General features: G+C 73.1%; 9 protein-coding genes. 6 read left to right on the top strand and 3 right to left on the bottom strand.

The window, feature by feature from the left end; genetic code table 11:
• Positions 1-26: 26 nt before the first annotated feature.
• On the bottom strand, positions 27-959 hold the full coding sequence (locus ACIOGX_RS25485) for an alpha/beta fold hydrolase (protein WP_356515781.1): 933 nt from the start codon (positions 957-959) through the stop codon (positions 27-29).
• A 412-nt stretch (positions 960-1,371) separates the two neighbouring features.
• Between ACIOGX_RS25485 and ACIOGX_RS25480 the strand changes: the two genes are divergently transcribed.
• Positions 1,372-1,863, top strand: a complete 492-nt coding sequence (locus ACIOGX_RS25480; protein ID WP_356515783.1) for a cobalamin B12-binding domain-containing protein — start codon at positions 1,372-1,374, stop codon at positions 1,861-1,863.
• A gap of 13 nt (positions 1,864-1,876) precedes the next feature.
• On the opposite strand, the gene ACIOGX_RS25475 is transcribed toward ACIOGX_RS25480, so the two are convergent.
• Both ACIOGX_RS25475 and ACIOGX_RS25470 read right to left on the bottom strand, forming a co-directional pair.
• A complete protein-coding gene (locus tag ACIOGX_RS25475) occupies positions 1,877-3,607 on the bottom strand; it encodes a DUF5691 domain-containing protein (protein ID WP_401916486.1) in 1,731 nt (576 codons plus the stop codon).
• A gap of 148 nt (positions 3,608-3,755) precedes the next feature.
• On the bottom strand, positions 3,756-5,111 hold the full coding sequence (locus ACIOGX_RS25470; protein WP_401916483.1) for an SWIM zinc finger family protein: 1,356 nt from the start codon (positions 5,109-5,111) through the stop codon (positions 3,756-3,758).
• A gap of 131 nt (positions 5,112-5,242) precedes the next feature.
• Here ACIOGX_RS25470 and ACIOGX_RS25465 point away from each other — a divergent pair, with 131 nt between their 5' ends.
• The 5 genes from ACIOGX_RS25465 (at position 5,243) to sucC (ending at position 12,182) form a co-directional block, all read left to right on the top strand.
• Positions 5,243-5,677, top strand: a complete 435-nt coding sequence (locus tag ACIOGX_RS25465) for an MmpS family transport accessory protein (protein WP_356515789.1) — start codon at positions 5,243-5,245, stop codon at positions 5,675-5,677.
• 237 nt (positions 5,678-5,914) lie between these two features.
• Positions 5,915-7,030 (top strand): AAA family ATPase, encoded by a 1,116-nt coding sequence (locus ACIOGX_RS25460; protein ID WP_129770791.1) that lies wholly within the window; start codon positions 5,915-5,917, stop codon positions 7,028-7,030.
• Positions 7,027-9,528: a DUF5682 family protein gene (locus ACIOGX_RS25455; RefSeq protein WP_401916481.1), complete on the top strand. Its 2,502-nt coding sequence runs from the start codon at positions 7,027-7,029 to the stop codon at positions 9,526-9,528. Before ACIOGX_RS25460 ends, ACIOGX_RS25455 begins: the two co-directional genes overlap by 4 nt.
• Entirely contained in the window at positions 9,525-10,754 is a 1,230-nt protein-coding gene (locus ACIOGX_RS25450) for a VWA domain-containing protein (RefSeq protein ID WP_401916478.1), read from the top strand. The genes ACIOGX_RS25455 and ACIOGX_RS25450 overlap by 4 nt, the downstream gene beginning before the upstream one ends.
• Before the next feature lie 252 nt (positions 10,755-11,006).
• On the top strand, positions 11,007-12,182 hold the full coding sequence (sucC, locus tag ACIOGX_RS25445) for an ADP-forming succinate--CoA ligase subunit beta (protein ID WP_129770790.1): 1,176 nt from the start codon (positions 11,007-11,009) through the stop codon (positions 12,180-12,182).
• Positions 12,183-12,200 lie beyond the last annotated feature (18 nt).

Here is a 12,200-nt window from a genome sequence, read left to right as displayed (position 1 = left end):
AGAGGGATTTCGAAGAGTCTCGCGCGTCAGGCGACGGACGCCGGCCCGTCGAAACGGGGGTCGTCCTCCGCGGATTCCTCGGGCGCGAGGCCGGAGTTGACGGCGTCCAGGCTGGACTCGCCTATGAGTCCGGGGGATTCGAGCGCGTGCCGGATACCGGCGGCGACTCCGGGGTGCACCGTCATGGCGAGATGTCCGACCCCGCTCACCAGCACGTTCTCCGCCTGAAGGTCCGGATGTGTGATGCGCGCGGTGAGGGCCGGCGCCATCAGCTGGTCGAGATCGCTCCAGAAGCTCACGAACCGCGTACGGCAGCCGGGCGCGGGCAGCCGCAACTCCTCGATGAGATCCGACCCCGGCCGCATCTGCCGCACGACGGGGTGGGCGTCCGCCAGCGGGACGACGGCCGTGCCCTCGTGCGGCGTGGCGATCGTGACCAGCGTACGTACCTGTGAGTCACCGCCCAGACGCTGTACGTAGTACCGCGCGATCAGCCCGCCCAGGCTGTGTCCGATCACATCGACCCGGCGGTGGCCGGTGCGGGCGCGGATCTCCTCGATATGGCGGCCCAGCTCCTCGGCGGCCGTACGGATGTCGCAGGTCAGCGGCGAGTAGTTGAGCGATACGAGACGGGTCCAGCCGTGCCGGGCCAGGGAGCGGCGCAGCAGGACGAAGACGGACCGGTTGTCGACGAGGCCGTGGAGCAGGACGACGGGGGGATGGGCGCGGCCCTCGGTGGGCAACTGGGCGGTCTCCGGCGGCAGGGGCTCGGCACGGCGCTCCTGGATGATTCCGGCCGGGTAGAGGACGAGATGGCCGGTGAGCACCGCCAGGTCGAGCGCGTTGGCCCGGAGCGCGTCGAGCGCGTCGTCGGGAAGCGTGGCGTGCCACACACGGCCGGCCTGGCGCAGGAGCGGCGGAACGAAGGGAAAAAGCGGCAAGAACGGCGAAACCTTCATGGCCGACCTCCGAACGGCACCCGGGGGGCGGCTCTGGCCCCCGCGTGCCCTCACGGGGCGCCGCCCGGCGGGCCGGATGGCTTCCGGCGCGCCGAAGTGCCCGGGGCCGCTGCACGCGAGCCGTGCCACCGCGCCGCGCGGCTGGCGGCACGGTGGAACGGCGCCCGTGTGGCGGCTCCTCTTGCGGCTCCCCTCGCGGTCGTCCCCTGCCCGGCCGGGTGGGCCGAGTCATGCCGGAACGACGCAAAGCGAACATGTCCCACGTGTGATTTCCCCCTCGCGGGCCTCCGCGAAACGGCCATGTGCGGGATGCTGTGGATAACGTTCGTTCACTTCCGTGCGCCCGGTCCCGACCGGACCGGGGCGCGGGGACCCGTGCCAATGACAGTGCGGTCGGTATGTGGAGGCAGTAATGGGTGTGGCTTGGCATCCGGAGAACCAGGATCCGGGGAATCAGTCGCGGAGCCAGGACGGGACGACGAGCGGAGCGCGGGCGGCCGGCGGCCCGATCCGGGTGGTGGTGGCGAAGCCGGGACTCGACGGGCACGACCGCGGAGCCAAGGTGATCGCGCGTGCGCTGCGGGACGCGGGGATGGAGGTCATCTACACGGGGCTCCATCAGACACCCGAGCAGATCGTGGACACCGCGATCCAGGAGGACGCCGAGGCGATCGGCCTCTCGATCCTCTCCGGGGCGCACAACACGCTCTTCGCGAAGGTCATCGCGCTGCTCAAGGAGCGGGACGCGGCGGACATCAAGGTCTTCGGCGGCGGCATCATCCCGGAGGCGGACATCGCCCCGCTCAAGGAGCTGGGCGTGGCCGAGATCTTCACCCCGGGGGCGACGACGACCTCCATCGTCGCGTGGATCAACGCCCACGTCCGCCAGCCCGCGGGCGCGTGAGGCGCGGCGCCGCTCACGGCGCCGTCGGTCCGGTGGACTGGTCGGGGTCGTCGGGATCGTCGGGGTGGCCGAGGCCGGTGAGCGCGGTGCGCCCGTCGAGTTCGGCCAGCATCGACGCGCGCAGACGCAGCGTGGAGACCAGCCGCCGGAAGGCCTCCGACCAGTAGCCGCCCGCGCCCGGTGACGCGTCTTCCGGCTCGTCCCGGGTCGCGGTGAGCAGCTCCAGCCGGCCCGCCTCCACGGGGTCGAGGCATCGCTCGGCGAGCCCCATGACCCCGCTGAAGCTCCAGGGGTAGCTTCCCGCGTCCCGGGCGATGTCCAGCGCGTCCACGACCGCCCGGCCGAGCGGCTCCGCCCAGGGCACCGCGCAGACGCCGAGCAGCTGGAACGCCTCGGAGAGACCATGGGCGGCGATGAACGAGGCCACCCAGGAGGCCCGTTCGGCGGGCGGCAGCGTGGCGAGAAGCTTCGCCCGTTCCGCCAGCGAGGAGGTGCCGGAGGTGCCGGGACCGGCGGCCGGGGAGGCGGCGGGGGCGCCCAGCAGGGCGGCGGACCACCGCGCGTCCCGCTGCCGTACGGCCGCCCGGCACCACGCGGCGTGCAGTTCGTCGGCCCAGTCGTCCAGGACGGGCAGCGCGACGATCTCCTCCGGGGTACGGCCGCCGAGCCTGGCGGGCCACGTGGCCAGCGGGGCCGCCTCGACCAACTGGCCCAGCCACCAGGACCGTTCGCCCCGGCCGGCGGGCGGGGCCGGGACCACGCCGTCACGCTGCATGTCCGCGTCGCATTCGTGCGGCGCCTCGACCGTGATGACCTGCCCGCCGCCCGTACGGTCCATGCTCACGCATGTCGCCGCGCGGGCCGCCATCCTTCCGGCCAGGGCCGAGCCGGGCAGCGCGGAGAGCAACTCGGCGGCGGTGTGGCGGACATTGCGGCTGCGGTCCGACAGGGCCCGCTCCAGAAACGGCTCGTCCGTCCCGGACAGCCCCGTACGCAGCGAGTCGAGGAACATCAGCCGGTCCTCGGCCCGCTCCGTGGACCAGGTCGAGGCGAGCAGCGCCCGGGAAGCCTCCGCGTCCTGGGCGCGTACGGAGGCGAGCAGCGCCACCCGCTCGGCGAACAGGCCCTCCTCCCAGAGCAGTCGGACAGCGTCGCCGTCCTCTGGGTCGGGCAGCAGGGCGCCGCCGGACGCGCCCCGCAGCGCGAACTTCCACTCCGGGTTGAACCGCGCGAGCCAGAGCCCGCGCGGCCCCGCGAACGTCAGCGCCTGCGGTCGCAGATCGGTACGCGCGCGGGCCGCGTCGAGCAGCGCGGGCAGTACGGCGGCGGGCGCGCGATAGCCGTGCTCATTGGCGGCGGCGAGCCACTGCGGGAGCAGTTCGGTGAGGTCGGGGGCCGCGCCGCGCCGTCCTCCGCCGCCCGAGGACGTCGTCCGGTCGGCCAGCAACTGGCCGAGCCGTCTTCCGGCCGCTTCCGGCAACGGTGCGCGGCCGTCGTGGGGCGCGGGCTCCGGGCGGGCCGCGGCGTGCGCCGGAAGGAGCCCCGCCCTGCGCCGTACGGTGTGCAGCGCGGCGGCGTCCAGCAGGGCCACCGGCGCCTCCTTGCCCGGGGTCAGGATCTCCGCGGGCGGGGTGCGGCGCTCCGTTCCGAGCAGTGCGGAGGTGACGAGCCCTTCCCAGGGCGTCGTGACGCGGGTCGTGCCGGTGGGGCCGGCCGGGTCGATGGTGCGAGTCGTGTCCGTCATGAAGCCCTCCGTTGTCGGCGCGGGTCGGCCAGGTCCTGTCGAGACCGTCGGGTGAGCGGGATCTCCGGGTGAGCGGGGCCGGTGAGCGGGGCCGTCGGGTGAGCGGCCGGTGGGTGAGCGGCCGGCGGGTGAGCGGCCGGTGGGACCGTCAGGTGAGCGGGACCGGTCCGCGTATGTCCTCGGACCAGGCCGCGAGCGGCAGGAAGCCGCGATGGCCGCACTCGCCGAACACCGTCACAGGACCGCCGCCGGACAGCGCGGCCAGCTTCCACAGACCGGGCCGGGCGAGAGCCGAGCCCGTGATCGGCAGCGCGGATTCCCCGTCCGCGTCGGCCAGTTGCCAGCCGCCGCCCGGCGTCGGCACGGGTATGACGTCCGTCAGCGTCACCGGCCACGCGTCCAGCCAGGGATCCGCGCGCAGTGCCGCGCCGTACGCCTCGATCGCCGCCGTCGTGGAGCCGCCGGGCGGCGGTCCCGGTATCGGGGCCGGGGTGCCGAACTGCTGTCCCCAGTCGGCCCGTAGCTGCCCCCCGCCCCCGTGCGGGGTGATCTCCGCCTCCATCATCAGGCCCACCGGCAGCCCCAGCTGCGGGGAGCGCCCCGCCGCGCCGAAGGCGAGCACCAGCGCGGAACGCCCCGAGTCCCGTCCGTACAGCCGGATCCGGCGGGTGACGAGCTTGCCGTCCGAGGAGTCGTACTGGGCGAGGACCAGCCAGTGGTCCCTGACCGGCGGGCCGTCGGCCGGTGACGGGAGGCCGATCCTCGTACGGACCGTCGTCGCCAGCGGCTCCGGCAGCCGGTCGCGGCCGAGCCACGCCGTGGTCAGCAGATGCACCAGCGCGGACTCCTCCAGCAGCCGCACCGGCCAGCCGGGCCCCGAGCCGGGGATCGCCCCCAGCTCCCGCACCCGGCCCGCGAGGCCCGGTGCCTGAGCGTCGACCATCCGGGCCGCCGTCTCCTCCCACAGCCCGTATCCCGACTGCTCCGCCGAGGCCAGCCCGCCGCGCAGCAGATCCGTCAGCCGCTGTTCTAGCTCCGTGGCGCCCGCGCTGATCCTGGTGGCCCTGCGCTCCGCCCTGCGCCGCGCGGCCTCGGGATCGGCCGGTTTCCCGGATCCGGCCGCGCCGGCTTCCCCCGCGGGCCGCTCCTCGGCCCGATTCCGGCGCCCCGCGAGCCAATCCGCGGTCCAGCCCGGCTCCTCCGCCGTCTCCGGCACGCTCCGCTCGTCCACCGCCCAGAGCAGCAGCAGCCCCAGCGCGTGCTTGCACGGAAACTTCCTGCTCGGGCAACTGCACTTGTAAGCGGGGCCCGTTGTGTCCACAATGGTCTGATACGGCTTACTGCCGCTGCCCTTGCACAGGCCCCACACGGCCCCCGCGGAGCCGCAGCCCGCCTCCGACCACGGCCCGGCCGTGCCCAGTTTGTTGCCCGCTTTCCGTGACGCGTCGTCAGGAGCCAGAGCGAGCACCTGTTCCGTCGTCCAGCGCACCCCCGTTTGATTCATGTCCACGACGTTAGAACGCCCCACTGACAATCGCTCTGACCTGCGTATTCAACGAGCGGCAGGCAGAATGACTTTGCCTTGCCTTTGCTATATCGTGCGAGCTTCCTATGCCACGAACCGGGGGATCACTCATGAACCGCACCGTCCGCGCCGCCCTCACCACCCTCGCCGTCACCGGCCTCGCACTGGGCCTCGGCGCCTGCTCCGAGGCCGCGGAGCGGGTCGACAAGGCCGTGACCGACGAGGTCGACAAGGCCGTCAACGAGACCTACGAGGTCACCTACGAGGTCACGGGCAAGAACATCGACACGATCGACTACCACGGCGGGGGCGGCGAGGCCATGGAGCCCAAGATCGAGACGGTCGAGAAGCCCACGCTGCCCTGGAAGAAGACGGTCACGCTGCGCGGCATCATGCCGCCCGGCGTCATGCCGACCGCCCTGGACGCGTCCGGCGCCGAGGTCACCTGCAAGATCATCTACAAGGGCGAGGTCATCAAGGAGGAGACCGACGCGGGCAAGGCCGCGGCGGGCGGCTGCATCGCGGTCTCCCCGATCGCCGGCTGACGGTCGCGGGGTCGCGGGCGCCGGGCAGCGACCGCCGGGCAGCCGGCGCCGGGTAGCGATCGCCGGGCGTCGTGGGCCGGGCAACTCCCCTCGTACGCGGGCGCGTCCGCGTAGGCGCCCCGCCCCCGCCCCCGACCGGCCCGCGACGCCCGCCCGGCCCCCGCGACGACGGCCGATTGTCAGTGGCGTGGTGCACCGTGGATCTCACATCCGGTCGACCGATCTGGAGGGGGATCCATGACCATGCCCGAAACCACCGCGCCCGCCGGGACCGAGGAGGCGCTGCGCCCGCACGCCGAGGACGCGTTCGCGGACGAGCTGAAGGCGCTGGCCGCGGCCGACGACCGGCAGCGGCCCGTCAGGTGGCGGCTGTCGCCGTGGGCCGTGGCCACGTATCTGCTCGGTGGCACGCTCCCCGACGGGACGGTGATCACACCGAAGTACGTGGGGCCGCGCCGGATCGTCGAAGTCGCGGTCACCACGCTCGCCACCGACCGGGCGCTGCTGCTCCTCGGCGTGCCGGGCACCGCCAAGACCTGGGTCTCGGAGCATCTGGCGGCGGCCGTCAGCGGTGACTCGACCCTGCTCGTGCAGGGCACGGCCGGCACGCCCGAGGAGGCGATCCGCTACGGCTGGAACTACGCGCAGCTGCTCGCCCACGGCCCCAGCCGCGACGCGCTGGTGCCCAGCCCGGTGATGCGGGCCATGTCGGAGGGCATGACCGCGCGCGTCGAGGAACTGACCCGTATCCCCGCCGATGTGCAGGACTCGCTGATCACGATCCTGTCCGAGAAGACCCTGCCGGTCCCCGAGCTGGGCCAAGAGGTGCAGGCCGTCCGGGGGTTCAATCTGATCGCCACGGCCAACGACCGCGACCGGGGGGTCAACGACCTCTCCAGCGCGCTGCGCCGCCGCTTCAACACCGTCGTCCTGCCGCTGCCCGCCACCCCGGAGGCCGAGGTCGACATCGTCTCCCGGCGCGTCGACCAGATGGGGCGTTCGCTCGATCTGCCGACCGGACCCGAGGGCATCGACGAGATCCGCCGGGTCGTCACGGTCTTCCGGGAACTGCGCGACGGCGTCACGACCGACGGCCGGACGAAACTCAAGTCCCCCTCGGGGACGCTCTCCACGGCCGAGGCGATCTCCGTGGTCACCAACGGCCTCGCACTCGCCGCCCACTTCGGGGACGGCGTGCTGCGGCCGGGCGATGTCGCGGCGGGCATTCTCGGCGCCGTCGTCCGCGACCCGGCGGCGGACCGGGTGATCTGGCAGGAGTACGTCGAGACGGTGGTCCGCGAGCGCGACGGCTGGAAGGACTTCTACCGTGCCTGCCGCGAGGTGAGCGCGTGACCACGACGCGCGCGCCGGGCGCGGCGAGCGGGGGCGCGGGCGCGGGTACGGGTACGGCGGTCAGGAGCGGATCCGGCGCGGGCGGACCGCTGTTGCTCGGGGTCCGGCATCACGGGCCGGGGTCCGCGCGCGCGGTACGGGCGGCGCTCGACGCGGCGGCGCCCCGCGTCGTCCTGATCGAAGGCCCGCCCGAGGGGGACGCGCTGCTGGCGCTCGCCGCCGACGAGGCGATGCGACCGCCCGTCGCGCTCCTGGCGCACGCGGTGGACGATCCGGGGCGCGCGGCCTTCTGGCCGCTGGCCGAGTTCTCCCCGGAGTGGGTCGCGATCCGCTGGGCGCTGGCGCATGACGTACCGGCCCGGTTCATCGACCTGCCGGCGGCGCACTCCCTGGCGCTCGCCGCCGCGGACGACGGACCCGTCGATGTCGGCGTCCATGCCGACGAGGCCGAGTCCGAGTCCGAGGCCGGGTCCGTGCCCGCATCCGGGCGCGGGGGCGAGGGCGACGGATCCCGGGACGACGAGAGCGTGCGGATCGATCCGCTCGCCGTCCTCGCCGAGGCCGCCGGGTACGACGACCCCGAGCGGTGGTGGGAGGACGTCATCGAGCACCGGGGGCCCGACCGCGCGGACGACCCCTTCGCACCGTTCGCGGCGGTCGCCGAGGCCATGGGCGCGCTGCGCGAGGAGTACGGCGACGGCGGACCCCGGCGCGATCTCGTCCGCGAAGCCCATATGCGGCTCCAGTTCAGGGCCGCCCGCAAGGAGTTCGGGGACGACGGCGTCGCCGTGGTCTGCGGCGCCTGGCATGTGCCCGCGCTCGGCCGGAAGACCACCGTCGCCGCGGACCGCGCGCTGCTGAAGGGGCTGCCCAAGGTCAAAACCGGCATGACGTGGGTGCCCTGGACCCACCGCAGGCTCGCCCGGGACAGCGGCTACGGCGCGGGCATCGACTCGCCCGGCTGGTACGGACATCTCTTCGGCGTGCCCGACCGTCCCGTGGAGCGCTGGCTCACCAAGGTCGCCGGCCTGCTCCGGGAGGAGGACAGGACCGTCTCCTCCGCTCATGTCATCGAGGCGGTACGGCTCGCCGGGACGCTGGCCGCCATGCGCGGGCGTCCGCTCGCCGGTCTGACCGAGACCACCGACGCGGTCCGTGCGGTGATGTGCGAGGGATCGGATGTGCCGCTCGGCCTCATCCACGACCGGCTCATCGTCGGCGAGGTGCTCGGCGAGGTCCCCGACACGGCCCCCGCCGTGCCGCTCCAGCGCGATCTCACCGCGCTCCAGCGCACACTGCGGCTCAAGCCGGAGGCGCTGGAGCGCGAGCTGGATCTGGACCTCCGCAAGGAGCTGGACGCCGAGCGCGGCAGGCTCCTGCACCGGCTGCGGCTGCTCGGTATCGACTGGGGCGAACCGCTCGTCGCGCGGCCGAGCACCGGCACGTTCCGGGAGAGCTGGCGGCTGCGCTGGGAGCCCGAGCTGTACGTACGGGTCGCCGAGGCCGGCGTATGGGGCACGACCGTCCTCTCCGCCGCCACCGCCAAGGCCGAGTCACGGGCCCTCGCGGCGACCGCCCTCGCCGAGATCACGGCGCTGGCCGAGCGCTGTCTGCTGGCCGCGCTTCCCGACGCCCTGCCCGTGGTGATGCGGGCCCTCGCCGACCGCGCCGCGCTCGACGCGGATGTCGGCCGGCTCGCCCAGGCGCTGCCCGCGCTGGCCCGCTCGCTGCGCTACGGCGACGTGCGCTCCACCGACACCGGGGCGCTCGGCGATGTGGCGGCGGGGCTCGCCGAGCGGATCTGCGTCGGGCTGCCGCCCGCCTGCGCCGGGCTCGACGCGGACGGAGCGGCCGAGATGCGCGGCCATCTCGACGGCGTCCACACGGCGATCGGCCTCCTCCCGGACGGTCACGGCCGGGATCTGGCCGGGCGCTGGGGGGCGGTCCTCCGCACGCTCGCGGGACGGGACACCGTCCCCGGAGTGATCAGGGGCCGGGCCGCCCGGCTGCTGCTGGACGACGGACGGCTCGCCGAGGACGAGGCCGCGCGCCTCATGGGCCTCGCGCTGTCGCCCGGCACCCCGCCGACCGACGCCGCGGCCTGGATCGAGGGCTTCGTCGGCGGAGCGTCCGGGGCCGGGCGGCAGCAGGCGGCGAGCAGCGCGGGAGGCATGCTCCTGGTCCATGACGAACGCCTCCTCGGCCTGGTGGACGCCTGGCTGACCGGGGTGTCGGCCGAGGCGTTCACGGACGTGCTGCCGCTGCTGCGCCGCACGTTCTCCGCGTACGAGCCGGGCGTCCGGCGCACGCTGGGCGAGCTGGTCGCACGCGGGCCCGCGAACGGCGGCCCGGCGGCGCCCGAGGCCACCGCGCCCGGCTTCGGCCCCGGGCTCGACGAGGCGCGCGCGGACGCCGTACTGCCGGTGCTCCGTCTGCTGCTGGGAGCCGAGGGCAGCGGCGGCGCCAACAGCGACGATCTTCTGGAGGCGACGGGATGAGCGGCGGTATCGGCATCGACGGCATCGACATCGGCACCGCGGCCGACAGCACCGCCCCCGACGAGCGGCTGCGCCGCTGGCGGATGGTGCTCGGCGGGGAGAGCGCCGACGGGACGGGATGCGCGCTCGGCGGCCGGGACGCGGCGATGGACGGCGCGCTGTCCGCCCTCTACGGCACGGGCAAGGAGAAGGGCGGCGCGGGCGGCACCAACCGCTCCGCCGGCCTCGGCGCCTCCGCGCCCTCCGTCGCCCGCTGGCTGGGGGACATCCGTACGTACTTCCCCAGCTCCGTCGTCCAGATCATGCAGCGCGACGCGATCGACCGGCTCGGGCTCGCCGCGCTGCTCCTGGAGCCGGAGATGCTGGAGGCCGTCGAGGCCGACGTCCATCTCGTCGGCACACTGCTGTCGCTCAACAAGGCGATGCCCGAGACGACCAAGGAAACAGCGCGTGCCGTCGTGCGCAAGGTGGTCGCGGACATAGAGAAGCGGCTCGCCACCCGCACCCGCGCGACACTGACCGGCGCGCTCGACCGCTCCGCGCGCCTGAGCCGGCCGCGCCACCGGGACATCGACTGGGACCGTACGATCCGCGCCAACCTCAAGAACTACCTGCCGGAACACGGCACGGTCGTCCCGGAGCGGCTCATCGGTTACGGCCGCGCCGCGCAGTCCGTGAAGAAGGAGGTCATCCTCTGTATCGACCAGTCCGGTTCGATGGCGGCCTCCGTCGTCTACGCCTCCGTCTTCGGCGCGGTTCTGGCCTCCATGCGCTCCCTCGCCACCCGGCTCGTGGTCTTCGACACCGCCGTCGTCGATCTCACCGACCAGCTCGACGACCCCGTCGATGTCCTGTTCGGCACCCAGCTCGGCGGCGGCACCGACATCAACCGCGCGCTCAGTTACTGCCAGTCGCGGATCACCCGGCCCGCCGACACCGTGGTCGTACTGATCAGCGACCTCTACGAGGGCGGGATACGCGACGGGATGCTCAAGCGGGTCGCGGCGATGAAGGCGTCGGGCGTGCAGTTCGTGACGCTGCTCGCCCTGTCCGACGAGGGAGCGCCCGCGTACGACCGCGAGCACGCGGCGGCCCTCGCCGCGCTCGGTGCGCCCGCCTTCGCCTGCACCCCCGATCTCTTCCCCGAGGTGATGGCGGCGGCGATCGAGAAGCGCCCCCTTCCCATACCGGACAAGGAGCTGCCGAACGGGGCGATCTCCCGGTGACGCGGAAGGCTTCCGGGGTGGGTGTGACGGGTATCACCGCTCTGTGACAGGTATCACCGCTCATCTGTGATCTGCGATTTAGGGACCTACCGCCCACGGGGATAACCTGCGAGACGGACATGCCGCGTACCGGACAGCGAGTACGCCTCCCTCTGTGACAGCGCAGTCACGTTGCCCTTCGCGGCACGCCCACGCAGACAACGAACCCGCGATCACCAGGCTGCGGTTTAAAAGACAAAGGGACGGACACGCGTGGACCTGTTCGAGTATCAGGCGAGGGACCTCTTCGCCAAGCACGGTGTACCGGTGCTGGCCGGTGAAGTCATCACGACGCCTGACGCGGCTCGCGAGGTGACCGAGCGGCTGGGCGGCAAGGCCGTCGTCAAGGCGCAGGTCAAGGTCGGCGGGCGCGGCAAGGCGGGCGGCGTGAAGCTGGCCGCCGACCCGGCGGACGCCGTCGAGAAGGCTGGTCAGATCCTGGGCATGGACATCAAGGGCCACACGGTCCACAAGGTGATGCTGGCCCAGACCGCGGACATCGCGGAGGAGTACTACGTCTCCTTCCTGCTGGACCGCACCAACCGCACCTTCCTGGCCATGGCCTCCGTCGAGGGCGGCGTGGAGATCGAGGTCGTCGCGGAGGAGAACCCCGACGCGCTCGCCAAGATCCCGGTCGACGCCAACGAGGGCTGTACGCCCGAGAAGGCCGCCGAGATCGTCGCCGCCGCGAAGTTCCCGGCCGAGATCGCCGACCAGGTCGCCGATGTCCTGCAGAAGCTGTGGACCGTCTTCATCAAGGAAGACGCCCTCCTCGTCGAGGTCAACCCGCTGATCAAGTCCGGTGACGGCAAGATCATCGCGCTCGACGGCAAGGTCTCGCTCGACGAGAACGCCGACTTCCGCCAGCCCGAGCACGAGGCGCTGGAGGACAAGGCCGCCGCCAACCCGCTGGAGGCCGCGGCCAAGGCCAAGAACCTCAACTACGTCAAGCTCGACGGCGAGGTCGGGATCATCGGCAACGGCGCGGGTCTGGTCATGTCGACCCTCGACGTCGTCGCGTACGCCGGTGAGAACCACGGCGGCGTGAAGCCCGCCAACTTCCTCGACATCGGCGGCGGCGCCTCCGCCGAGGTCATGGCGAACGGACTGGAGATCATCCTCGGCGACCCGGACGTCAAGTCCGTGTTCGTCAATGTCTTCGGTGGCATCACCGCGTGCGACGAGGTCGCCAACGGCATCGTCCAGGCCCTCGAACTGCTCAGGACCAAGGGCGAGGACGTCACGAAGCCGCTGGTCGTGCGTCTGGACGGCAACAACGCGGAGCTGGGTCGCAAGATCCTGTCCGACGCCAACCACCCGCTCGTGCAGCGCGTGGACACCATGGACGGCGCGGCCGACAAGGCCGCCGAGCTCGCGGCTGCGAAGTAAGGGACAGGGACTCCAACA

It is taken from the genome of Streptomyces sp. NPDC088147 (genome assembly GCF_044741565.1).
GTDB lineage: Bacteria > Actinomycetota > Actinomycetes > Streptomycetales > Streptomycetaceae > Streptomyces.
The sequence above is the reverse complement of the archived record's forward strand: the minus strand, read 5'-3'. Positions and strand labels throughout refer to the sequence as shown.